Raw genomic sequence first — 25,102 nt, 5'->3', positions numbered from 1 at the left:
TACACTAAAATTCAATGAATACCAATTTAGTTAAATTAAACTTTAACATTATGTACTTATTTTAGCTTTTCTTAACTTGAAATTGCCAAAAATATTGTCCTTTTAATTTTTTTAACAAAAAATGATGTGTAAAACAAGGCTTAAAAAGTAATTTTTTTTTTAATTACACCAAACTCATTAGTAATGCCATTTCCACTCTAAGCCTCTTTGTATTCCTGCCCATCAATGACCATTTTGGCAATAATTTCACGCATTACCTCAGAAGTTCCTGCTCCAATCGTACCAATCCGTGCATCTCGGAATATTCTTGCTACTTTATAATCTTCCATATAACCATAACCACCAAAAAACTGCAAGCATTCTGTAGCAACTTTATTGCAAAGTTCTGTGCCCAATAACTTAGCCATAGACGACTCTTTGACAGCGTAAGCACCATCGTTGTGCAATTGACAACAATGGTAAATAAAATAGCGGTTGGCTTCCATTTCAGCAGCCATTTGAGCAATTCGATGGCGCAATACTTGAAACTTATTAATAGATCGACCAAAAGCCTTTCGTTCTGCCATATATTGAAGCGTGTATGTTAACGCAGCATCACAACTACCAATACTACTAATTGCCCCAACTAAGCGTTCCAACTGTAAGCCCCCCATCAAATAATAAAACCCCTTTCCTTCCTCTCCAATAAGATTTTCGACAGGCACCCGCACCTCATCAAAACTTAACTCAGCAGTATCAGAAGCATGCCAACCTAATTTTTTAAGTTTTCGAGCAGAAACCCCTGCTGTATTTCGATCAATCACCAACAAGCTAATCCCATTTGCTCCCGCAGAAGGATCTGTTTTTACTACAGTGACAATAAAATCGCCGTATACCCCATTGGTAATAAATGTTTTACTTCCATTTACAACATAATGATCTCCATCCCGAATTGCTTTAGTCTGAATATTCATGACATCAGATCCCGCTCCAGGCTCAGAGATGGCAATAGAACAAATCAAGTCCCCCGCAATAGCTCCTGGTAAGTACTTTTGCTTTAATTGTGCAGAGCCATGGCTCAATATATAAGGTGTTGACATATAAGATTGAACCATTGGTAAGATGGCAAATCCCCCTGAGAAACACTTAGAAACTTCTTCTACTAATATTACAGAGTAAAAAAAATCTAGATTGGAGCCGCCATAATCTTCTGGGAAATTTAAACCAAAATATCCCATTGCTCCAAATTTTTGCCAAAACACTTTAGGAATTCGGCGTTGTTCTTCCCATTCATCAATATAAGGCATCGCCTCCTTATCTAAAAAATCTCGCAAAGATTGTCTAAATAATAGATGGTCTTCTGTAAAATAGTAGGTTTTCATAAATTTTGTTCAATCTGTTTGAAGTGCTGCTTCTGAATGGTCTGGGATTGTTTATTACAACTAATTAAAAAAATAAAAAAAAGGATACCTATGATAAAATAAAGGAAAGACGCCTCTGTAAAAACCTTACGATCTCTGCTTGCACTAGATTTTCTCATAATATGTATATTTAATTGTTCCTATATATTATTAATCATTCTATAGTCAGTTGTTATTATATATTGATCGGGGGTTAAATACACTGTAACAAAAATTTCTAACTATTTTTTAATCGAGTCTTTTAGCGATCTTCTTTTTCAAATTTTCGCCTTGATAGCGCTGCTATCAGGCTGTAATTTTCATCGAATCTCATCTAAAACACTCTGTAAAAAACATCAATAACTTTTGTTACAGTCTGTTAATCTTACCTACTAAAATAGAAAATACTTATCTATTATTTACTACTTTTAGACAAGAATAGTTACCTATATTTTAGATTTTTTTTCTTAAATAATTTCCTCCTATCAACGACAAACAAAGCAACACAAACCTACCCTGCTAACAATCAATTAAATACAATTTAAAAAACAAAAATATTCCTAAAAAACAGCATACAAGGTTTAATTAAAATTCAAAAACATCTCCCCATAATCTTTGCCCGCCATCAATATAAATTGTCTCTCCTGTAATAAAATTTGCCATTGGGCTCATCAAAAAAACAGCTAAGTCGGCAACTTCTTTTGTTGTCCCAAGCCGCTTAAGAGGAATTCTATCGCTTACATCTTTTAATAACTCAGGAGGGTATTGTTCCAAACCTGTTGATTGAATAATACCTGGTGCAATGGCGTTAATCCTAATATTAAAACGACTCCATTCTACGGCCAATGTTTTGGTAATATTATCGACCCCAGCACGAGCAGCTCCAGTGTGTACCATACCAGGGAAACCTCTAAACATATTGGCGATTATATTTATGATGCTTCCGCTCTGTTGAGGAATAAAGAATTCTTTTGCCATTATTTGCGTCATGTACCAAGTCCCATTTAGATTATTATTAATAACGGCATTCCATCCATTGGGACTAATATCTTGAGCAGGTGCAGGAAATTGCCCACCAGCATTATTAACCAATATATCCAGTCTCCCTGATAGGGCTTTGATATGTTCTGCAACATTCTGTACTTGTTCAACCGCTCGAATGTCTCCAGCAATGGCATAACAAGGCCCTAGTTCCTTCAATTTTTTTGCTGCTGCTTTCAACTTTTCTTCCTTTCTTGAAGTTATATAAACAACAGCCCCGTATAGCAAACAAGACCTTGCTATCTGATAACCGATGCCACTACGCCCTCCTGTTACCAGTATAACCTTATCCTTTAATAAGTCTTTAATAAACATAGAATTGATTTTTTAGTAAATGGCTAATTTTTTAGTTAATTTTGTACGATAAGATTCGTTGTTATTGGCATTCCCAAAAACAATTCTAATATACTAAAACATTGTTTTGTCCATAAGGTCTGCTATACTATTTTACACCATCACTATCTATTTAAACAAACTATGAAACACATACGAAACTTATATGAGCAATTGGGAGTAGATAACTATTATAAAGATTATGGCAATCAATATAAGAACCCACACCTTGCTCAAATACAAGAATTAATCCTTAGAAATGCAACCCAACTTGATTATAGTGCTATTTTAGATTTTTGTGGTGGTGGCGGAGAAGTTAGCCTTATCATCCAGCAGTTGGGCTATGACCAGATAACAGGTAGTGATCCCTATACGCATCAACTTTATAAAAAGAACCTAAATCAAGATTGTCATACTTGGTCTTTTGATGATGTTATAAAAGGCAAGTTAATTGGCAACTATAGTAGTATTATCTGTAGTTTTGCCATGCATCTTTGTCCAGAAGAGAAACTTTATCCCTTAGTAATTCAACTTTTTCAGCATAGCAACAACCTTATCATTTTAACCCCACACAAACGACCTATATTAGAGCAGTTAAATGGAGTCGAGCTTCGTTTTGTAGATTATGCCTTGACTGAAAAAGGAAAAAAAGTATTTCTAAAACATTACACTTATCGTTTTAACTAAGAAGTTGTTTAAAAGATAAGAAAAACACCATACATCCTATTTATGAAATACCACCTAATCTATCTCCTCCTAATAGGCTATTTAGTCAGCTTTTCATCTTGCAGCCTGAAACAACGAATAATAGGCGCTTGGAAAGTAGAAAACAAAGGCAAAACCAAAGGTGCCGTTTATACCTTTCAGCCTAGTGGTACACTACAACTTAGGACTGCACAGAATGAAATAGACATTTACAATTGGGAATTTTCCAATCGCAATAAGTCCATTATTCTTTCAAAAAAAAATGCCCCTACAGCTCAGGTCTTTTTTCTTAATTATCTAGATTTATTTTTCTTGGGTTTATCAAGCCCTAATGAAGGGCTATTACTTTCTAGGCAACTAAAAATAAAATCACTTAGTCATAAAGCTGCTCGCCGAAAACTAAAAGGAGAATGGTCGTTAGTTCAATTAGAAGATAGCACCTATGTCGTTGATGAGCAACGTTTAAAAATAATTTTTTGGGACAATGGCATTAGCCAAGAAATCACAGATGGAGATGCTCGCTTAGGCAGATGGGTCTTAAGCGATGACAATCGCACCTTAACCCTATCGAATGACGATTATACGCAAACCATTGGAATTCATTTTTTGCAAAAACAAAAACTTCAACTAACCGATGAATATGGTAGCTATTTGATGACCAAAACAGACCAGCTTCCCAAAGCTCCTTCTACCAATAAAGTAGCAAAAAAAATTAGTGGTGCATGGTCTCTAAAAAAGGTGGGTAAAAGAATCGTTGAAGGGGCTAACTACACCCTCTATTTAAACGAAGATGGCAGTCTCAAAATTTTTGAACAAGAACATATCTCCAAAACAGGGCAATGGTATGTAAGCAATGATGGTCGTTTTTTGATTTTGAATCACTCATACGGTCAAGAATCCTACCCAATAGAACAGATCAATGGAAAAAAGCTAAGTTTAGTTGACGAATTTAAAACCATCACTTTTCGACGCATTAAAGAATTTTAAATCAAACTCCTATGGGGATAGAAATCGAACGCAAATACTTGGTTAATCCTACACTTTGGCAGCTCACCAAACCGCTTGCTGTAGCAACTCCGATTCGTCAAGGATACTTATCACTAAATCCTGAACGTACGGTTCGAATCCGCATCAAAAACAACAACGCTTATCTAACGATAAAGGGAAAAAATGAGGGCATAAAAAGAATAGAATTTGAATATCCCATTCCCTTAGAAGAAGGATTGGATCTGCTTCCGCTCTGTGAAGGGGCAATTATTGAAAAAACACGCTACACCATTGCTATTGAAGGACTCACTTGGGAAATAGATGAATTTGAGGGAGAAAACCTAGGGTTAATTGTTGCCGAAGTAGAATTACAAGCTGAACATGAAAGCATAAGACTTCCTGTTTGGATCAAACAAGAAGTCTCTCTCGATCCTCGATATTACAATGCCAATTTAGTACAATGCCCCTTCAAAAACTGGAAATAAAACCAATAGGCTATTAGAAGTTATTACGAAACGAAGTTCATGAACTATATCATGACCAAAGAAAATAAATAATGAAATGGTATGGCTGCAAATTTATTTCGTAATAACTTCTATTGCTGCCCTAAAAATGCCTTCGCTCTTAGAATAGCATTATTGCGCACACTCAAATAAAATAAATTATAGTCTCCTACGTGATAGTTATCACGCTTCAACAAACCACCTAAGAACATATTCGGCTTTCCTACCCACAAAATCGGTCCTTGTACTTGGGCATCAAAAAGGTGTTTGCGCAACGTATTAAAACCAAATAGAATGGCTCCTGCATTTGCTTCATAGGGCGCATAAGTAGAATCTGCCTTCCATGTCAATGGGTTCACACAAACATCATTTTCCTGTATCCAATCGGGGCGGTAGCCTTTTGCATAAGTCCTCCAAGTGACAAAACAGCCCGTTTGATCGGGGCTTGTCCCCAAGGGAATTTCATCAAAACTATCTGCTTCTACTCCCCAACCAACAATATAGGCAGCAATTAATTGCTGGTACAATTCGGTGCCATCAAACATTTCTTTAAGCAGCGTTTTTAGATGCCTTGCTCCTTGGCTATGTCCTGCCAAGATAAAAGGTCTTCCATTGTTGTAATGCTCTAAATAATATTTAAAGGCCGTTTTTATATCATTATAAGCCAATTCCAATGCCTTTTCCCCCTCTTCTAAATTAGGATGAAAAAAGCTTCTAAGATGAGCTTGGCGATACCTTGGTGCATAAATTTTACCCGCTTGATTAAAGATACTAGCTTGCAATTTAATGGTTGTCTTATCCACTTGTTTGTTTAGCTTTTGGTCTTCAACAGCAGCATTCCAAATGTACTCGTTTTTGGGCTCAGCGGTAAAAATAGTGGGGTGCAAAAAAAAGACATCTACCTGCTCTGGCAAATTCGTTAGCTCTTTTCTCAAGGGGCGAGGTATTTTGTCTGCATTGTCTTTTTTGTTGGGATGGGAAGCCCAATGTTCCAATTTAGAATAATCAGGTAATTGAGGTTGCACCGCCTCATCAAAAGAACTTATTTCATTTTGAGCATTAGAATTGGTTATTAACAAAAGGGATAAAACTAAGGTAACCAAGGTAATAATTTGCATTTTTTTCTATGGATAAAACTTTAATTAATAAGGTTCTTACAAAAATAAGACCTCTATCAAATTAAGCAAACAATTTGATTTAATTCTTCTTTGCCAATACCTAAACAAATAGATCATTAATCCGTTCAAATTTTATCGACTTAAATGGACTTTTGTCCCTTAAATAGGGGGAACTATCTCTTTCCTTTTGTTGTTTTTAATAATACTCCGTTAATTTTTTAAATAAGACATCCAAAATCTCAAATAGAATAATTTTTCTTTTTCTTGAATTTTAGTATTTTGAAGGTACTATTTATTGTCCTTTATCTTTTTGATTCTTTGATCATTCAAATTTTGTAATTAACCCTATAGAATAAGCGCCCAATGACTGAATACAATCTAAATTTTATGCACCCTCAATATGGCACTACTTTTAATGTAGACATTGATGGTTCATTCACGGTAGAGGAAATGATTAATAATCTTTTGCTGAGTGGTTTTATTAATGAAAATAAGCATGGATATGACTTTGAATTAATGGGGCAAGCATTAGATCGCCAAATTACATTTGATGAAATTCAAGCCCTGAACGATGGTGCTGTTATTCGAATTATTGCGCATCAAGAAGAGGCAATTGTCGAAGAAACGGACGCTAGCGATTCGTTCATTTCCTTACACATTAAACACCCTTCTGAAGCTTTGGTGCTTGATGTTGAGCTCTCCTCGACCCTTCCATTGAGTAATATCATTCAGCAAGCTTCTGACAAAAATTTCATCCAAGGCAAAGATAACATTCTGCATTTGCAAAAAGGAGATAAATTATTAGATCTCAATCAAACTGCCTTAGAGAATAAACTTTCGGCTGGCGATTACTTGCAAATCATCCACGCCAATCTCGTTGCAGAAAACCCAATTGAGACAGCATTTGGGCAACTCAATGAAAAAATACAACAATTAGAAACGCAAATAGAAACTGAATTGGGCAACATCAAAGATGCGCTTCCTGCTGCCAATATGATTCCCATTGACACCACTCGTGCCATTAATCCCACTATGGAACAATATGAAAGCATTGATACCATTGTCAATCGGTTGCGCAAAAACTCGAACCAACCACCACTAAAACGCATTCGCCCAGTTTCTCCAGTGTTACTTCTTAGCTTGGGATTTTTGCTCGTCTTAATTTTAATAATTGCCTTGGTGATGAATGGGATCATTTAGTAGTTGGCAAAAAAAAAGGTGCTTATAAAGCACCTTTCCTATTTCTTAATCAAACTGATTTTACTTTTATAATATTGACAGGACAAGCTTTTTCAGCCCTTTTATTGTCTTCGTATTCATGATCTCCTACTCGAACGGTATAAAACCCTCGTTTTTCCTTTGCACCAATCAGTACTGTTTTTCCATCTTTTTTAGACATTGCCCAACGATCTGCGGCCATTTCACAACAGTAATTACAACCAATGCATTTGGCGCGTTGTAGTGTTATTGTTACCATAATAATTTATGCTTCAACTTCTACCTCAACAAGTTTATACAACTTATCTGATTTTCGAATTAATTGTTCCAAAGGAAACGTACAATCCATGCCACGAGTAGCTTCTGTTACTTGCTTGCTATCAACCATTAATTCCGTAATTTCGGTTTCAACAACTCCTGTAGTTGGTCCAATAATAACTACTTTATCCCCCACACTCAAGCTATAAGAATCAATTTGGAAATGCGCCACCTTTGCCTTTGGATAATAATGAATTCCTTTGCCTAAAAATACTTTCTTTTGTTGAGCAGAAGAACCATGTTTTTTAGTCCACTCTCCCATCTCTTGCCCCAAATAATAACCGCTCCAAAAACCACGATTATACACCTTAGCCAAACGAGCCATCCAAGCGTCTATTTTTTCTTGATTATACGTTCCTTCATAATAAGCATCAATCGCTTCACGATAGCACTCTATAACGGTTTTAACGTATTCAGGAGCACGTCCACGTCCTTCAATCTTAAGTACGCCCACACCTGTAGCAATAACTTGATCTAAGAAATCAAGCGTACACAAATCTTTAGGAGACATGATATACTCATTGTCTATTTCCAATTCATGCCCACCTTCTATATCAATTACTCGGTATTTTCTACGGCAATTTTGGATACAAGCCCCTCTATTCGCAGAAGAATTTTGCGTGTGCAAGCTCAAATAACATTTTCCAGAAACAGCCATACACAAAGCACCATGACCAAAAATTTCAATGCGTACTAAATCGCCACTAGGACCACGTACATCGTCTCGCTTAACCGCCTCTACAATTTTTTGAACTTGTCTAACCGAAAGCTCTCTAGAAAGCACCATTACATCAGCAAAAAGGCTATAAAATTTTACCGTTTCAATATTGGTCACATTCAATTGAGTAGAAATGTGCACAGGCATTCCTTTAGATTTTGCATATTGTATAACGGCCTGATCCGATGCAATCACAGCAGTGATTCCAGCCTTTACCGCCTTATCTACAATCTTTTTTGCCAAGCCTAAATCATGATCATATATAATTGTATTTAAGGTAATATATGTCTTAACATTTTTAGGTTGGCAACGCTCTACCACTTCATCTAGATCATCCAATGTAAAATTCATAGTAGAACGAGCTCTCATACTCAATTGTTCTACCCCAAAATATACAGAATTTGCACCTGCATCTACCGCTGCTTGCATAGCTGCAAAATTACCAGCGGGAGCCATCAACTCTATCATTCCTATTTTTTTATATAGTTATTGCAAATAATCTATTGATTCTACTGTTTCTTTTTGTTTTGACAACAAAATGATCGAGCGCCTATTTTAAGATTCCCAAGTTCAAAATAGGTTTTAAATTGCTCCATACATTCATTGAAAAAAGGCACAGTCTACCAATTAGACTGCAAAGTTCGGGAATTTTACACAGAATCCCATGATAAGTCCATTATTTTTATTTAAAATGGATAAGGATAAACCAATTAGTAGACTTGGTGATTCCCAATAAACTACATTTTATAACTCATCTAAACTGTAATGATCACCAATATAATCGCCATAATAAGCCACTTCTAAGTTTCTTTTGGCACCAACAAGAAAATCTGCATTGATGATGGCATCGTATTTTTCATTGTTTTTAGGATAGGTTTTGCCAGCATACAAGGTTGTCCCCTCTATAATTACCTTTTTGATGTCATCTCGCTCAATGGCAGCCAATACCTTTTTCATAGAACGCTCTACAGCATATTGTTTATACAGTAACTCATCAGGATCTGAAATCACAGGAAAAGGAATTTTGGCATCTTTAACGTATTGTGCCATTGTTTCTTGTTTGCTAGGGTAAATTGCAAGTACTTCAATTCCCTTTTTCTTGAGTTCATCGTAACGCTCAATTAGTTCATGAGTGCGTTGGTTACAAATCGGGCACCAAACAGGTCTAAAAAAACAAATTAATACTTTTTTGTTGTCTTTGAGTAGGGTCTGAAGTTTTATTTTTTGTCCAACGGCATCTGTTGTTGTAATATTGGGGACTTTGATATTCTTTGTTAACTTTTCCTGCCCATTAGATTGGGTTGACAATAAAAGAAGTAAACAAGAGAATAATAATACAATACTTTTCATAAAAGATTATTGAGAAAATTAAATAAGGAGATTAAAAAGTAGTCCTTCTATTCAATGTCTTTTTAACACGAAAATTGCGCCAGCTTTTAGCTATAAAAAAAACTATTGAATAAAATAAATGGATTTTAAAACGTGGGGAGATTAAAAATAAAGGTATAACAGCACCATTCCAGCTAAAGTTGTTGTTCTTTCTTTTTTTAACAATTTCTTTACATCCTCTATTCAATTCTCCCTTTGCCCTTCTATTAAAAAAGCAATTGCAATTGCTGCCAAAGTTGCTTTTTCTTGGAAAGATCATTTGCAATAGTATTGAGGTCATGCGAAAACAGTAGCCTTGCATTTTGAAACTCCACTATTTGATAAGCACTGATACTTAAATGCAAGCCCATCTCATTGGGAGTCATACCAAAAACCAATAACTCCTCTAGATCTAACACGGCTCTAAGGTCCTTATAATTAAGCCCATCCGAACCATCAATAAGACAGACCTCTTCCTCCATTTTTTTTCCAATAGCTTGAAAAATTTTAGCCAATAAAACTAAATCTTCTTCTATGATTCGATTGAGTACAACAACAATTGATCGTTTATCTTTGAGTTGTTCGATCCATCCATTAGATGTTTTAAGCGGATAAATTTCAAAATTGTAAAAATCTGCTGTGGGGTCTTTTCTATTCTTTATTTCCATATCATAAAGTAAATTAAATGATTTGCAAAAGTCGTTTTTTTTAGAAAAAAATCACATTTATTTTTGCACAAAATTTTATTTCAACAAACCAAGCATACTCAAAACATAATTCTTCAACAACAAAAATAGACATTTACAAAATTTTATTCTAAAACACAGAAAAAGTAACCCAAGACTTTGAACGATAATTTTGTTATTTTGAATTATGCAAAATTTTTAGTACTTTTGATAAAAATTACAAAATGACATAAAACTATATATATAGAAATAGTTAAAATTTCATTTTGTTTGAATATATATTTTATAATACATAATATTTAGTATCTTATGAAATACCCAGTAAAAGTGCAGTTGGCGGAAAAATCTAGACGAGAAGGATTAGATATTGATAATTTGCCATTTGGCAAAACATTTTCTGACCACATGTTTGTTGCAGATTATAAAGATGGAGCGTGGCAAAATTGCCAATTGATTCCCTATGGAGATATTTCTTTTGCACCGTCCATGATGGCCTTGCATTACGGACAATCTGTATTTGAAGGTATGAAGGCTAATATTAGTACCCAAACGGGAGAACCTGTTTTGTTTCGTGCCAAAAAACATGCTCAACGTTTTAACCGATCTAGCGAGCGTTTGAGAATGCCTGCGGTTCCAGAAGAATTATTCTTGGAAGCAGTCAATTCATTGACACTTATTGACAAAGAATGGATTCCTAAAACAGCAGGTAGCGCATTATATATTCGTCCTTTTATTTTTGCTTCTGACGAATCATTAGGAGTACGTGCTTCTACTTCTTATAAATTTATTGTTTTCACAGGTCCTGTAGGTCCTTACTATCCAAAACCTGTTCGTATTTTGGTAGCTCAAAAATACGTTCGTGCATTTCCTGGAGGAATGGGCTTTGCAAAAGCTGCTGGTAATTATGCAGCAACGTTAAAACCTGCTGAGATTGCAAAAGAAGAAGGGTTTGATCAAATTTTGTGGTTGGATGGTCTAGAATTTAAATATTTACAAGAGTGCGGAACCATGAACATTTTTGCAGTGATTGGCGACACCGTTCTTACCCCTCCTACTACGGATTCTATTCTAGATGGTGTTACTCGTGATAGTATCATCCATTTACTAAAAGAAAAGGGTATCAATATCGAAGTCCGCCCGATTGAAATTCAAGAGCTAATTGATGCGCACAAAGCGGGGGAACTAAAAGAAATGTTTGGAAGTGGAACGGCTGCTGTTGTTTCTCATGTTGCTGATATTTCTTATCAAAATGTGGTGTACAGCTTGCCAGCAATTGAAGATCGCAAGATTGGTCCAATGATCAAAAAAGCCTTGACTGACATCAAAGAAAATACAGTTGAAGAGACGAACGGTTGGGTTACTCCTGCTGTTTCTACTATTTTAGAAAAAGTATAATCAACTCACTTTCTAAGTTAATTAAATGACTTAATGCTTTTTGAGCATTAAGTCATTTTTTTTGTGTTGGATTAATGTTTTTCTTTCGACAATAGCTCAACCAATTCATAATCTATGCTTGAAGCATCCATGGGAGGATCAATAATATCAGTTTGTTTAACCAATAAATCGTAGACATACCCTTCTTCGTATTCAAACCCTTTTATAAAAGAATAAAAATACTGCCAATCGCCTGTCCCTATCGATGCACCTTCCTGCACCAATAAGCATTTCTGTGGGAATGCTCCTACACAATCTTCTGTGTAATGATTAATTCTCCATTTCGTTATTTTTCCCATTTCATCCTCTCTGCAAGAAAACAGCATGAAACAAATTACAGTCAACGTTAAAATTTTAATTATTTTCATATATCTTTTTTTTAAGAGGATTACCCCAATTCTAAATCTTTCTTCCTTTTACAGAACGAGGAGTGTAGCATCTTTGCTCAACTAATTTTTATTTTTAACATTTATTCTCTATCTGAGTTATGTTTCGATCTTAAATGCTAGACCGCTTTGCTTCTAGGTGCTGTGCTAATATCCCAAATAGAATAAACTCACCTTGCCCTATATTTGTAGCACACAATTAACTGCGTTGCTACTGCGTGAGTTTGCGATTTGTCAAAGAACTAATATTTTTTACAAAACTATTTGGGCTTTGCTTTAAAAAACGAGTTAAAATAATCACTTTTACAGCATGCAAAAAAGGGCTTCTCTTGAAGTCTATAAAAAGTACCTTAAATTTGAATAAGTCATGAGTTTTGCTGATAAATTTGTTCGCACAGCACAGCGTGTTTTGCCTTCGCCTTTTACCATCGCTATCTTATTAACTTTTTTTACCATTTTATTGGCTTTATTGTTTACAGAATCTCAAACGGATCAATGGCATTTACTAGAGATTTTAACCTATTGGGAAGGAGGCTTTTTTACGTTCTTAAAATTTGCCATGCAAATGATGCTCATCCTTGTTTTAGGTCATGTATTGGCACTAACTAGCCCTGCCAAATTATTAATCAATAGCTTGGTAAAACACTGCACGAGCACCCCAAAAGCAGCTTTTATCGTTACCTTTGTAAGTATATTAGTCGCTTTTTTTAACTGGGGACTTGCATTAATTTTGGGAGCAATTTTTGCCCGAAAAGTAGGAGAATATGCGGCACAACAACAAATCCCAATTAATTATCCCCTCATTGGTGCAGCAGGTTACTCTGGCTTGATGGTTTGGCATGGAGGGCTGTCTGGCTCAGCTCCTCTAAAAGTAGCTGAAGAAGGGCATAAATTTGTGGATCAAATTGGGTTGGTGCCCTTTAGTAGTACGATATTTTCTACCATGAATTTAGTTTGCATGTTTTTGCTGCTGCTTTTGCTTCCTTTAGCAATGTATTGGATGGGCAATCGAGTGGAAAGCAAACTTATTGTATTGGATGAAAAAGGAAGTACTAATGCCCCCCCCTCTTCTGCTTCCCTCAATGGTGCTGAACGCCTAGACCACAGCTCTATTCTAGCTGTTATTGTAGGGGGAACAATGGTCTTTATTGGTCTTTACAAAGTTATATTTAATCCCCTAATTAAGGGGCAAGGGTTTGACTGGAGTTTTAGTTTTATCAACCCCAACTACATTATTTTTATGTTATTTGGCTTAGCAATTTTGTTGCATGGCAGCTTCGCCAAATTCAATCAAGCTGTCGGACAAGGGATTGGCGGATCGGCTGGTATTATGATTCAATTTCCGCTTTATGCTGGCATTATGGGAATTATGCTTAGTTCTGGATTGGTTAACGTATTTTCAACTATATTTGTGAATATTTCTACCTCAACTACGTTTCCTTTGTTTACGTTCTTCTCTGCGGGATTAGTTAATATTTTTGTTCCTAGCGGTGGTGGACAGTGGTTGGTTCAAGGTCCTATTTTAATTGAAGCTTCTCAACAATTGCAAGTGCCTATAGAAAAAAGCATCATGGCACTTTGTTATGGCGATCAAATTACAAATATGCTTCAACCATTTTGGGCACTGCCTCTATTGGGGATAACGGGATTAAAAGCAAAAGAAATTCTCCCCTATACGGTATTCTTATTAGTAGTAGGAGTACTTATTTTTTGTTCTATTTTACTCTTATTTTAAATTACAATAAAACGATTTAGGAATTAGATTATCCTATAGATAACTATGAAAAAGAAAATTTTAGCATTGGTAACAGGTGGTACCTTTGACAAGGAGTACGACATGATAACTGGAAAACTATTCTTCAAGGACACACATCTTCCAGAAATTTTTAATCGAGGTCGATCAACCTTAGACATTACCGTACGAACCTTAATGATGATAGATAGCTTAGAAATGACGGACAATGATCGCTCTATTATTGTTCAGAATTGCCAACGCTCCAATTTTGAACACATTATTATTACCCATGGTACCGATACCATGGTTGAAACAGCAAAATACTTAGCGGATGCCAATATTGAGGGCAAAACGATTGTTTTATTAGGCGCAATGATTCCTTATAAATTTGGTTTGTCTTCAGATGGATTTTTCAATTTAGGTGCAGCCCTTGCCTTTGCTCAATCGATGCCTGCTGGCATCTATATTGCCATGCATGGCGAATGCTTTGACTGGGACGATGTGCGCAAAAATAGAGAAACAGGCTATTTTGTTCATACCAAACCAAACTCTTAATCCTTCTTGAAGTAAATAATAGCCCTCTACTGGACTATCCTTAGCCTATTAGTAGTTGTTGTTGATATTTTTCATTATCTTTGCGCTACTTTTAATAAGACCACTAGAGGGTTTTATCATTTAATATAATCAACCACTAGTTCTACTATTTATTATACCAAAGTGTTTATCAGAAGGATTGGTCTTTGATAAGAAGTCTACAGTTTGGTATAATAATCGTTTTTATTTTTTCAAAAAAAGATAAAAACTAGCAAAAGAACTATTAATTAAACAATACAATGGTTAAGTTTTTACAATTTTTCACGATAGAACGCCAATTCATGCTTTTTGTTGGTGCTTTTATTTCTATTTTTTTATTGCATTACTGGGCTGGTTTTGCAGGTTCTTGGTTGCCTATTCTCATCGTTATCTTTTTAGCCGCCAAACACCTCTTAATTGGTACGGTTAATGGTGCTGCCATGAAAATGCAATATGGCGACTTTGATGGTGCGGAGCGCTTGCTTAATTACACCTTTAAACCCAACTGGCTACGCTTTACTTACCATGGCATGTACTATTGGATCAAAAGTACCTTGGCTTTTAGAAAAAAAGAGTTCAAAGAGGCAGAGCGTTTATCAAATATTGCTTTAGGCTTAGAGCTACAAGATGATTTTAAAGCAATGATCTATTTGCAGTTGATTAACATCTATGGAACTCGCAATAATCGCATGAAAGTAAAAGAGTTGTACCAAAAAGCAAAAAAATTAACGATTACGCAAGAGCCTGTAAGACAAAATATTACTGAGGTAGGACTAATGCTTCAAGGGAAACATTCTGAACAAAAGAAAATGATGGGCAAAAAAGCACAACGTTCAATGATGAACCAAGGCTATATGCGCCGTGGTCGCAAAAAGAGATAAGCGACCTTTTGCCTATTCCCAAAACTTATCGAGTTGATGCACACTTTATAAATTCATCAACTCGATAAGTTTTTTTTTATCCAAATAAATCAAATTTTCTTAACAACTCCCCCAATCCGATTAGTCCAAATTCGTAAAAAATGATCTCTCCTAAACTTCGACTTTTTCTTATTTTTTTGTTTATTATTTGTGGATTTGGAGTCTTAATTGCTCAAATTGGTACTTATGTTGTTTTTGCTTTTTGGGCAACTGCTCTAATTTTGCTGATGGGGCATTTTCGCCATGGTCCTATGCTGAGTATTTTATTTGCCTTGCGAAAAGGTAACATTCCTCAAGCAGAACAATTGTTAAACAGCATCAAACGCCCCGAATGGTTGAGCCCTCGTTACCAAGCTTATTACCATTTTGCAATGGCACTCGTTGCCTCTCACCAACAAGACATTGATACCGCAGAAAAACATTCGGAAATTGCCTTAAAAATAAACTTGCTCCAGAATAAAGAAAAAGGTATTTTGCTTTATAATTTAGCAAGGGTTTCCTTTGAAAAGAAAGATTGGGAAAATTCCAACGTAAAATTACAACAACTAAAAGATTTAGGCGTAGATGATTTGCACTTAAAAAAGCGCATAGAAGAATTGGAAACCGCTTTGAAAAGTATCTCTTAACGACAAGCACAGCGTATAAAATTTAATACGGAGTCCCTCCATCAAACCATTCGATGTCCTTCTGTCAATAGATAAGCAAAATTGACCGCCTTGGCCCATTTAGAACTTGCTGTTTTAGTATACTGGTCAATCTGGCGTTCTATCCATCTCTTAAAAGCATTTTCATCGCTCCTTTTTGCCCTTACTTTTCGACAAATTTGTTTTAAAACCCAATAATTATATCCTGCCCGTGCGATGCGTAAGTCTTGCAAAAAAGCGGCCTCTAAGGTTCCTGTTATTGGAGTAAAAAAAGGCAAATAATCCTGCAACCAATCTCCTCTTTCCCTCAATTTACTTGCTAGTTCTTTGACGGTATTATTGGGACGAACTCCTAACTTATCTCGCAAGCCCTTCCAATCGTGTTCGTATTTTTGGGCAAAAGACTGGTAAAAAGGAGATTTATCTTCAAAAGGAACATCTTGAATAAGACAATAAGCCACTAATTTAAACATATCCATTTTTAGATAGGCATTTTTATAACCGTATAATTTGCCTATAAAAGCATCCTTAAAAGGTGCTGTTGAATCAATACTTATGGCTTTAGAATGCCTTAGTTGATACCCAATAAGTGCAATTAAAATTGGCGTTCCAACTCCTAATATATGAAAAGGGATATTTGTCGGGTGCCCATTAATAGCCCCCTGTGTAATTGTTTGAGCTATGAGATAGGCTTCTGGCAATTTTTCGCTCAACTGAATTTTATTTCCTCCAATACGCAAACAATCAATCCACCTTCTGCTGTGCATAGGACCTCCATAACTAATTGCAAGCCCATCTTTAGCGAGGTTAAGCGCATTTTTACCAGCTTGGTAAGCAGAATCGTAATCATAAGCATGCAATACTGTAAAATTATTAACCGTTTCTAACCCTTGCTTTGAGCCATACCTACCGCTCTGCTGATCTTTAACATACTGAAATGTATTGTTCTGATAATCAAGGATGGCTAAAGCCTGTGGCTGAAAAATAGGATGCATCAAATGGCACAACATCAGTACAGGAATTGTCAAGTCTTCCATTCCTATCAAATAGTCAGGCCGAATGAGCAATTGATCTTGAATTACCTTTTTATAATTTGTTTCTTCTACTTGCTTTTGGCAGGACTGAGCAATTTCTCGCATCAATTGTTGGCGTGCTAGTCGGGTTTCATTAGAAAGTTGCCCATATTGCTGTTGTTCTTTTTTTGCTTGTCGCAACAACAATAAGCCCCCCTGTTCATATTGTTTCGCCACCGCCTTCATTCTAGAATAATTCCCATTGTCACTAATCAATAGGTTTCTTCTTTTTTTCACCTTACGAGCCAAGTCTACAGTTCTAGCATTGGTATAGTGTTCTGAAAGCAAATAAGCATCCCTTTGGTAAGTATTCGGATACTTATCGTTAGCGGTGTATTGGCTTAAATTGGAGACGAATGTAAATTCGTCTCGCTTATATTTGGGAATTTTTTTCATCCATCAAATGGGTTTACAACAGTTACTTTTTTATGTAAAAATTTTTATGATTGTTCATGCAAGCTTTCATTTTCTTTTCTGCTGCTTTAAGGGCTTTCTCTGCTTTGTCTAAAGCCGTTTTAGCTGCTTTATATTTTCCACTATTCCACCATATCACAATTCGGGTTGCAAAACAATTCATTGCATCGTCTCTCCCCCTAAAAAGCACTGGATTACCGTGGTAGTTCCGCCCTAAACAATATAAATTATAACTCGTTCTCAGGTTTTCTCTTCTAAGCTTTTCCTTTTGATACGTTTTCTTTTTTTGATTATAAACCTTGAGCTTGTTTGCATAATTTGAGATTAAAGAATCACATGGAGTTGCCATTTTATTAAAGTTTTAGTTGGTTAAATAATTGGTTGAAAAATCAGTTCCCCTGCGCCTAAAATAGAAGACTCATTATCCCCTTCAAAAGCTGACACATGAGGAGCTATCCCAAATTGAAGATTCAATCCTCCAGACCATCGATCTATAAATTGGTCTACTAAATCAAAGAATAGAACCACCCACGATTCTTTCGCCAATTTATTAATGGCTAACTTCTCAATTTCTACCGCTGGATTTCCCATATTGACAGCCGATGCTTTTCTCCAAGAGCCACTTAATTGACAATAAGAACCTCCGTGTACTCCAAGATGTACCAAATGCGCATAAATCGCAACAACATCTATCTCTGCTCCACTCGATGGATCTTCTAAAAGCAGATGACTCAGTAGTTTTCCGTCTGCATCCCGTCTTGTTGATATTGATTTTACAAAACCTGCAATTTCCACATAGTTACCATCTTGCTCTTCTTTGAGTTTAGCCAATTCTACATTCTTTCCATTTGGAAAAGAAAATTCAAAACCAACTTTTGGTGTTTGCTTGATGAATTGCTGATTTTTTTCACTTTTAACGGTTAATTTTTCTTCTAGCGAGCAATAATAAACAGCCGTAAATGTTGTATAAATAGCTCTTAACAAGTTTCCCCCTATGGCTGAGAGTCTCCCCATTTGTTCTGCCTTCGTTCCCTTTTTCTTTTCTTTTAGAAATAGGGCATAATTCCTACTGATTGCCTGCATTCTCCCCAATTTGGGAACCCAATTTTCTAGTTTTGAGATAAATTTTTGTGCATTTAAAGAAGCTGCCGTTCCTGTCAATTGATTGGCATAAATGGTACGCAAGATTAGCATTAAGTCCTGTTCTATTGTTTTTAGGGCTGCTTGGATGTTTTTTAGCAAGACATTAAAATCATAGATTTCATAATTTTCTTCTTTAGCAAGGGCTGAATAGGTATAAAAAGAAACCTGCCCCAATGCTATAATGCTTTTAGCAGCCAGCCCAACAGTTCCTTCTATTCCTTTTCGGATGTTATCATCCTCTATTTGCGCATCATCTAAGGCCGCTAAATCTTCCTCAAAAAAGTAATCCAAGTCTAACTCTTCCACCTTTTTTAAACTCGCAGCATCTATATCTGGAATTGCAGCAAGAACTTGCGCTTTTAATTTTCGGGCAATTGATGTGGGATCATTTTCTGTTGCCAAATAACCTTCTAAATCCTTTTTCATCCTTTGCGCCAAATCGTTAAAAGAACGAAGGGGCTTACTAGTAGGTTGTTTATACAACATCTGCCAATTGGCAAATGCCTGATACAATCCATTTTTAGTTAGTTTTTCTAACTGCTCCCAATCGTCATTAATCAAAGCCGTTCGCTGTGCTACCATTAATTCAAAAGCTTTTGAATAGAGCTCATAACCATCAATAGAAGTACCTAGCTCTTCTAATATTGGATTAAACATTATAGGGTCTTTCATAATTTATATTTATTGGTGTGATAATTTTTAGCAAAAACACATAAAGACCTGCAAATCAGAGCATACAAACTAAGCACATAACCTTAGGTTTAACTTGCAATGTCATTATATATTTCTTATATTTAATTACAAAACTAAAGCTTATACCTAGTGTAAAAAATGATAATTTTCATCAAAAATTAAGCTTCAAACCAATACAAAAACATTCACAACAATCTAAAAACCAAACACTTACCAAAAACAACTATTAATACTTAATAGACCTTTCTATAAAAACAAAATTATAATTCCAATAATTTTCATCTCAATAGTGTGCCTTCCCATTCAGTGCATGTTATTCATTAAAACCATTACAAATATGACATCAAGAATTATTAAGAGCCAGTGGCTCCTACTTTACCTTATCCTATATGGGTTTATCCCATCCGAAGCACAAATCGTGCGCCCTATAGGAACGAACCTTTCAAGTGTTCAAGATTGGTCTACAGAATATGTATTCGTAGATGTTTTTAAACAATGCAGAGCATGGGTTCCTCACGAATATGGCACTGGAGTTCCATGGTCTAGCACAGCAACAATTCCTCTAGACTCCAATGGATACCCTTTAGAAATTCCCTATAACGACGGAATTAATCCTCCTTTAGCTGTTAGAACTCCTATCTATGGTGGGCCAGCATTAAATGATCTTTATCCAGGAGGGAATTATCGTCTTATTGCAGCTGGAACGGGACAAATTCGGCTCTGGGGCGCAGCAACAGGAACCTTCACTTGCCCTGTTGATACGCTAGTTATGGTCGATAGTAGTTTAGGGAGAATCATGTTAGAAATTGACACCTCCATCAGCACAGATCCTGTTCGAAATATTCGCTTTATTATGCCTGGATTTGAAAATAGTTACGCCAGCCAGCCTTTTAATCCCAAATTGTTAGACTTTCTAAACGATTTTCAGACCATACGATTTATGGATTGGATGGAAACCAATAATTCGCCCAATGTATTTTGGAGTGATCGGAATAAGCCGAATTATTATTCACAAACCTTAGACAATGGAGTTGCCTATGAATATATCATCCAGCTTTGTAATCTTACCCAAAAAGATCCGTGGATTTGCATTCCACACAGAGCAAACGATCAATACATTACTGAAATGGCAAGGTTATTCCGAGATGCGCTAGATCCCAACCTAAAAATTTACATTGAGTATAGCAACGAAGTATGGAATGGTGTTTTCGCCCAACGTTATTATGCCGATAGCATGGGAAATGCACTGGCTTATTCTGGAAATCCATGGGAACAGTCACGGAAGTTTTATGCCAAACGGACAGCAGATGTCTTTCGTATTTTTGAGCATGAATTTCAAGGAAACAGTCGCTTAATCAAAGTTATTGCTAATCAAGCGGCTAATAGTTGGTTGACCAACTATATCATTGAGCAGTTCAATGATTCTACCTACAACCCCACTCAAGTACAAGCAGATGTGGTTGCTATCGCTCCTTATTTTGCTGGCAGGGTAGCCAATGACATTGGTAATTCAGGCTCGATTAATTCGGTTACGGTCAACGACATCATCGATTCTATGGAGCTGTCCTTAACGCTAGCTTACAGTTGGATGGATGCCAATAAAGTGGTAGCCGACACACATAATTTAGAATTGGTAGCCTATGAAGGGGGGCAGCATTTACGAGCGAACTCGACTTACGCTAACGATACTGCTTATGTCAATAAATTAACCGCAGCCAATCGACACCCTCGCATGCAAGACCTTTATTGTGCCTATCTTGACTATTGGTTTGATAGCACACAGGCAGGAATTTTTTGTAATTATAATTCTCATGGGCTCTATGGGAGGTATGGAAGCTGGGGCGTCAAGGAATATATGGAAGATACTTTATCCCCCAAATATTTAGGGTTACAAAACTGTGTGTTCAGTTATAATATAGATACAACTGTACATCTTTTTTCGAACAAACTCCCCAACCAACAACAGATTAAGGTCTATCCTATTCCATCCCATAATGGGCTTCTTCAGGTTGAACATCAGCTAGAGCGTCCTACAATTCGTCTTTATGACGCCATAGGGCGACCAATCCATTTTAAGCTTACCGCTAAGTTCCAAAAAGCATTTACCCTTAATGCCTTTAATTATAAAGGGCTTGCTATTCTTACACTCTATGAAAACGATACTTTTGTTCATAAAAAAATACTATTCACGAATTAGATAAGTTGTTGTAATGAAATTATTATCATCCTGTAATAATTTCATTACAACTCCTTTATTTCGATAATTCTGATCTTGTCTAGATCAGTAAAAATGGTAGCTCGAAAACTCAATGAAACTAATTTTTAAACTACTAATTTTACCCATCTACTTAATTCCTGATAACGTCTATTCTCTTTTTACAAAAAAACAACTATTTTTATCCTCCTTGATATGACCAATTGACTAGATTAGCACTATGAAAAACTGCCTGAGTTGTAATACAACACTTTTGCCCAATGCCCTTTATTGCCACAACTGTGGTAAACAATCAGATGGTGATGGTGTCATTTGTTTTGAGTGTAATAACGTCAACCCTCAAGCATCTCGCTTTTGTTCTCGATGTGGCACTCCTATTAATATCAAGTATACCCCCAAGCCTAATATTTCACCAATATATAGTCTTGATTTTAACGACATTCCTACCCTTCCGACACAATTAAACGAAGCCTTTAAAATATCCATTAGCGTAGCGCTAGATTTAGAAAACAATACTGACAAGGAGGCTCTATTTCTACAAATTTTTGATGAAAGTACGTTCAGACAAGACTATTTGGAGGAAGCTACGGTCTTAATGACCCAAGAATTCGAGTACATATTTGAAGAACGAGGAATTAGTGCGTTTAGAGTAATTGAAAATGAAGTTGAAAAGCAATTCGCAGCTTTATTAGAACGTTTTTTTATCGATTTTTGCGTCCATTTATTGCCCTTTCCCCTCCCTAAGACCATTTTATCTTATCAAGAAGCCAGTTTCATTACCACCAATATACAACGTATGATCAACGACTATCTTGATTTGGGCGAAGAAACACTCCTTTCTTATACTAGTGCAATAGAAATCCCACTAAAAAAATTAAAAAATGCCCGCACAACGTTCTTCACTCCTACTCCTGGAGAAATTCCTTATGTTTTTATCGATCAAGCCTTACTTAGATCAGGAAAAGAAGGTTGTATTTTAACTGCTAAAGCAATCTATTGGAAAGCTTATTTTCAAAAATCGGCAAGAATTGCTTATGCTGAAATAAATAAATTAATTTACCACAAAGATCGGGTTGAAATCAATGGTATTTATTTAAATATAAACCCTACCGTTAATTACAAAATATATCGCTTATTGGCTAGATTAAGAGTTCTTTAAACAACGCAAAAGAAGTTTTTTGAACTTCGAGAACTTATAAGGATACCTTACTATTTAACCTTCGCCATAAAAAATATTTGATCTACCGTTCAAAAATTGGTCTGCTAATTGCATTACTTGGTCACAAAGAAGTTTATAATTTATAAGTAGACCAAGATGCTAGCTCCTTAAGAAAAATTGTTATGCCATTATTTTCTTTACTGATTCAGCAGCTATAAACACAAGGTTTTTACCCTTTTGTAAGCAATAAGAAAAAGAGTTTGTCTGTTTTTTGGGTGTCATAGTCCAATATTATAGCCGTTCTATCATCTTTGCAAATAAACAAAACTAGATTATCTATACTTTTTTGTTACCTTTGCCTTATAAATCTACTTCAAACAAGAACTATTTTTTGATAGGGATTATCTCCTTTACTCATCAGCTGATTGCAAAATTTAAAAATTCAATCTATGAAGTTTTTAGCATTACTCATTTTTCTTTTATTGGTTTCAAATTCACTTTTTTCACAAGGAAACGAACCTTCCGAAGCTTATCAATACAAAATTGATTTAAACAATGTTCAAGAGGATCAATTATTAGTTGAACTAACCGTTCCTACTAGTATTACCGATAAAGACCTGACCTTTAAATTTCCTAAAATTATTCCTGGTACTTATGAAATTTCAGATTACGGTCAATTCGTAAGTAGCCTAAAGGCCTTTGATAAAAAAGGCCGTGAATTTGGCGTTGAGCGAATAGACCAAAATACTTGGAAAATAGCAGGCAAAAAAATTGCTAAAATTACTTATTTGATTCAGGATTCTTGGGATGCGCAATTACGTGAGGCTGTATTCGAGCCTAGTGGTACCAATATTGAAGCGCTAAAAAATTATGTTTTAAGTGCCAATGGTTGTTTTGGCTTTTTTGAAAATAAAGAGAAACTTCCTTATGTTATTAGCTTTGACCGTCCTGCTAATTTTTATGCAACAACTTCTCTAAAACGCATTGGAGGAGACTTTGATACGGATATTTTCAAGGCTCAAGATTATCATGAGTTGGTGGATGCACCCGTTATGTTTTGTGCACCTGACACCGTCAATTTCAAACTAGGATATGGAGATATTCAAATTTCAGTGTATTCTCCCAACGGTCTCGTCACGGCTAAAGATGTAGCAAAAAGAGTCCGTCCTATGCTAGAAGCCCAAAACCAATACTTGGGTAATATTCTTCCTGTTGATCGATACTCATTTATTATCTACTTATCTCCAAACGGTTATCCTTCTGGTTCTGTGGGAGCACTAGAGCATGCTCGTTCTTCTTTATTTTGTTTGTTAGAAGAAAAGCCTGAGAAAATTTCTAAAATGATTGTAGATATTGCTTCTCATGAGTTTTTTCATATGGTAACCCCCTTATATATCCATTCTGAAGAAATACACAATTTTGATTTTGTCGATCCTAAAATGTCAAAACACTTGTGGCTTTATGAGGGAGTGATTGAGTACATGGCTCAACATATGCAAGCCAAATATGACTTGGTGTCCAACCAAGACTTTATGGTTACCATTCGTGACAAAGTACGAAATTCGACTCGCTTCAAACAAGGTATTTCTCTTACAGAAATGAGCTCAAATTGTTTGGTTGAACCTTTTGCTAAGCAATATCAAAACATCTATTACAAAGGGGCTATCGTCGCCATGTGTCTAGATTTAGAATTATTAAAACTATCCAAAGGCAAATACGATATTCAAATGCTTTTAAGAGATTTATCGGGCTTCTATGGTCAAGATACTCCTTTTAAAGACGAAGAACTCTTTGATAAAATTATAGAAATAACAGGCTTTAAGGAACTAAAGGATTTTTTCAAAAGATACATAGAAGGAACAGAAACACCTGATTACAACAACTTTGTAAAACCATTTGGTGTTGAATATTTTCCAGAGGCTTCTATCAATGAAATATCTCCCTTGGGTGGTATTGAAAACGGAGTTGTTAAACCCGATAGCTTAGAGCGTTTTTATATTTCTAATTACAAAAAATTAGACAAATTTGGAAAAGAGGGAATTGGATTCCAAGAAGGCGATGTTATACTTAAATGGGATGGAAAGCCTTTTACCTTAAGCACTGCCTCTGCTGTATTATTTAGTTATATGGGAAGTGTAAAAGCTGGCGACAATTTAAATATTGTTGTTTTGCGTAGAGATAAAGAAGGACTACAACGAGAAGTTGAGTTGGATATTGAAGTGGTAAAAATTCCAATTACTAAAAAACACGTTTTCAAATTAATGGAAAATCCCACGGAAGAACAATTAAGAATGCGCAAACGCTGGTTAGATTTAGACAAATAACCTCAAAGTAAGCGT

Annotated in this window: 23 protein-coding genes; 12 read left to right on the top strand and 11 right to left on the bottom strand. The window is 35.7% G+C overall.

Features of this window, described 5'->3' with window-relative positions:
* Nucleotides 1-197 precede the first annotated feature (197 nt).
* Both AsAng_RS06215 and AsAng_RS06210 read right to left on the bottom strand, forming a co-directional pair.
* Nucleotides 198-1,361 carry an acyl-CoA dehydrogenase family protein gene (locus tag AsAng_RS06215; RefSeq protein WP_264791931.1) on the bottom strand — a complete coding sequence of 388 codons (1,164 nt, stop codon included), beginning with the start codon at nt 1,359-1,361 and terminating at the stop codon, nt 198-200.
* A 603-nt stretch (nt 1,362-1,964) separates the two neighbouring features.
* Complete coding sequence (locus AsAng_RS06210; protein ID WP_264791930.1) at nt 1,965-2,735, bottom strand: SDR family oxidoreductase; 771 nt, start codon at nt 2,733-2,735, stop codon at nt 1,965-1,967.
* Nucleotides 2,736-2,897: 162 nt separating this feature from the next.
* Here AsAng_RS06210 and AsAng_RS06205 point away from each other — a divergent pair, with 162 nt between their 5' ends.
* From AsAng_RS06205 to AsAng_RS06195, 3 genes are read left to right on the top strand one after another with little or no spacing between them, the layout of a single operon-like run.
* On the top strand, nt 2,898-3,440 hold the full coding sequence (locus AsAng_RS06205) for a class I SAM-dependent methyltransferase (RefSeq protein WP_264791929.1): 543 nt from the start codon (nt 2,898-2,900) through the stop codon (nt 3,438-3,440).
* Between the two features lie 42 nt (nt 3,441-3,482).
* On the top strand, nt 3,483-4,445 hold the full coding sequence (locus tag AsAng_RS06200; RefSeq protein WP_264791928.1) for a hypothetical protein: 963 nt from the start codon (nt 3,483-3,485) through the stop codon (nt 4,443-4,445).
* A gap of 11 nt (nt 4,446-4,456) precedes the next feature.
* Nucleotides 4,457-4,930, top strand: coding sequence for a CYTH domain-containing protein (locus tag AsAng_RS06195; RefSeq protein ID WP_264791927.1), 474 nt, complete (start codon nt 4,457-4,459; stop codon nt 4,928-4,930).
* A 110-nt stretch (nt 4,931-5,040) separates the two neighbouring features.
* Here the strand turns inward: AsAng_RS06195 and AsAng_RS06190 are convergent, their stop codons facing one another.
* A complete protein-coding gene (locus AsAng_RS06190; RefSeq protein ID WP_264791926.1) occupies nt 5,041-6,066 on the bottom strand; it encodes a DUF3089 domain-containing protein in 1,026 nt (341 codons plus the stop codon).
* 363 nt (nt 6,067-6,429) lie between these two features.
* Here AsAng_RS06190 and AsAng_RS06185 point away from each other — a divergent pair, with 363 nt between their 5' ends.
* Nucleotides 6,430-7,266, top strand: coding sequence for a hypothetical protein (locus AsAng_RS06185; protein ID WP_264791925.1), 837 nt, complete (start codon nt 6,430-6,432; stop codon nt 7,264-7,266).
* Between the two features lie 49 nt (nt 7,267-7,315).
* On the opposite strand, the gene AsAng_RS06180 is transcribed toward AsAng_RS06185, so the two are convergent.
* From AsAng_RS06180 to AsAng_RS06165, 4 genes are all read right to left on the bottom strand, one after another.
* Nucleotides 7,316-7,543, bottom strand: a complete 228-nt coding sequence (locus AsAng_RS06180) for a ferredoxin (RefSeq protein WP_264791924.1) — start codon at nt 7,541-7,543, stop codon at nt 7,316-7,318.
* A gap of 6 nt (nt 7,544-7,549) precedes the next feature.
* The gene (locus AsAng_RS06175; RefSeq protein ID WP_264791923.1) at nt 7,550-8,788 is read right to left on the bottom strand and encodes a peptidase U32 family protein; all 1,239 of its coding nucleotides are present in this window, start codon (nt 8,786-8,788) and stop codon (nt 7,550-7,552) included.
* Nucleotides 8,789-9,064: 276 nt separating this feature from the next.
* Nucleotides 9,065-9,670 (bottom strand): peroxiredoxin family protein, encoded by a 606-nt coding sequence (locus AsAng_RS06170; protein ID WP_264791922.1) that lies wholly within the window; start codon nt 9,668-9,670, stop codon nt 9,065-9,067.
* Between the two features lie 245 nt (nt 9,671-9,915).
* On the bottom strand, nt 9,916-10,356 hold the full coding sequence (locus AsAng_RS06165) for a hypothetical protein (RefSeq protein ID WP_264791921.1): 441 nt from the start codon (nt 10,354-10,356) through the stop codon (nt 9,916-9,918).
* Between the two features lie 327 nt (nt 10,357-10,683).
* Here AsAng_RS06165 and AsAng_RS06160 point away from each other — a divergent pair, with 327 nt between their 5' ends.
* Nucleotides 10,684-11,769, top strand: coding sequence for a branched-chain amino acid aminotransferase (locus tag AsAng_RS06160; RefSeq protein ID WP_264791920.1), 1,086 nt, complete (start codon nt 10,684-10,686; stop codon nt 11,767-11,769).
* Between the two features lie 71 nt (nt 11,770-11,840).
* On the opposite strand, the gene AsAng_RS06155 is transcribed toward AsAng_RS06160, so the two are convergent.
* On the bottom strand, nt 11,841-12,176 hold the full coding sequence (locus tag AsAng_RS06155; RefSeq protein ID WP_264791919.1) for a DUF4377 domain-containing protein: 336 nt from the start codon (nt 12,174-12,176) through the stop codon (nt 11,841-11,843).
* A 385-nt stretch (nt 12,177-12,561) separates the two neighbouring features.
* On the opposite strand from AsAng_RS06155, the gene AsAng_RS06150 reads away from it, so the two are divergent.
* From AsAng_RS06150 to AsAng_RS06135, 4 genes are all read left to right on the top strand, one after another.
* The gene (locus tag AsAng_RS06150; RefSeq protein WP_264791918.1) at nt 12,562-13,929 is read left to right on the top strand and encodes a short-chain fatty acid transporter; all 1,368 of its coding nucleotides are present in this window, start codon (nt 12,562-12,564) and stop codon (nt 13,927-13,929) included.
* Between the two features lie 45 nt (nt 13,930-13,974).
* On the top strand, nt 13,975-14,484 hold the full coding sequence (locus tag AsAng_RS06145; protein ID WP_264791917.1) for an asparaginase domain-containing protein: 510 nt from the start codon (nt 13,975-13,977) through the stop codon (nt 14,482-14,484).
* A 278-nt stretch (nt 14,485-14,762) separates the two neighbouring features.
* Complete coding sequence (locus AsAng_RS06140) at nt 14,763-15,383, top strand: hypothetical protein (protein WP_264791916.1); 621 nt, start codon at nt 14,763-14,765, stop codon at nt 15,381-15,383.
* Between the two features lie 140 nt (nt 15,384-15,523).
* A complete protein-coding gene (locus tag AsAng_RS06135) occupies nt 15,524-16,048 on the top strand; it encodes a hypothetical protein (RefSeq protein ID WP_264791915.1) in 525 nt (174 codons plus the stop codon).
* Nucleotides 16,049-16,089: 41 nt separating this feature from the next.
* On the opposite strand, the gene AsAng_RS06130 is transcribed toward AsAng_RS06135, so the two are convergent.
* The 3 genes from AsAng_RS06130 to AsAng_RS06120 are packed head-to-tail and all read right to left on the bottom strand — an operon-like array spanning nt 16,090 to nt 19,368.
* The gene (locus AsAng_RS06130; RefSeq protein ID WP_264791914.1) at nt 16,090-17,535 is read right to left on the bottom strand and encodes a hypothetical protein; all 1,446 of its coding nucleotides are present in this window, start codon (nt 17,533-17,535) and stop codon (nt 16,090-16,092) included.
* Nucleotides 17,536-17,557: 22 nt separating this feature from the next.
* The gene (locus AsAng_RS06125) at nt 17,558-17,902 is read right to left on the bottom strand and encodes a hypothetical protein (RefSeq protein ID WP_264791913.1); all 345 of its coding nucleotides are present in this window, start codon (nt 17,900-17,902) and stop codon (nt 17,558-17,560) included.
* 20 nt (nt 17,903-17,922) lie between these two features.
* Nucleotides 17,923-19,368, bottom strand: a complete 1,446-nt coding sequence (locus AsAng_RS06120) for a hypothetical protein (protein ID WP_264791912.1) — start codon at nt 19,366-19,368, stop codon at nt 17,923-17,925.
* A gap of 358 nt (nt 19,369-19,726) precedes the next feature.
* On the opposite strand from AsAng_RS06120, the gene AsAng_RS06115 reads away from it, so the two are divergent.
* The 3 genes from AsAng_RS06115 to AsAng_RS06105 all read left to right on the top strand — a co-directional run bounded on the left by AsAng_RS06115 (nt 19,727) and on the right by AsAng_RS06105 (nt 25,087).
* Complete coding sequence (locus tag AsAng_RS06115) at nt 19,727-21,586, top strand: T9SS C-terminal target domain-containing protein (RefSeq protein WP_264791911.1); 1,860 nt, start codon at nt 19,727-19,729, stop codon at nt 21,584-21,586.
* Between the two features lie 238 nt (nt 21,587-21,824).
* Nucleotides 21,825-22,763, top strand: coding sequence for a hypothetical protein (locus AsAng_RS06110; RefSeq protein WP_264791910.1), 939 nt, complete (start codon nt 21,825-21,827; stop codon nt 22,761-22,763).
* Between the two features lie 449 nt (nt 22,764-23,212).
* On the top strand, nt 23,213-25,087 hold the full coding sequence (locus tag AsAng_RS06105; RefSeq protein WP_264791909.1) for a M61 family metallopeptidase: 1,875 nt from the start codon (nt 23,213-23,215) through the stop codon (nt 25,085-25,087).
* Nucleotides 25,088-25,102: the final 15 nt, after the last annotated feature.

Origin of the sequence: Aureispira anguillae (genome assembly GCF_026000115.1) — a bacterium.
Lineage (GTDB): Bacteria > Bacteroidota > Bacteroidia > Chitinophagales > Saprospiraceae > Aureispira > Aureispira anguillae.
This window is presented reverse-complemented; position numbering and strand designations above follow the sequence as displayed.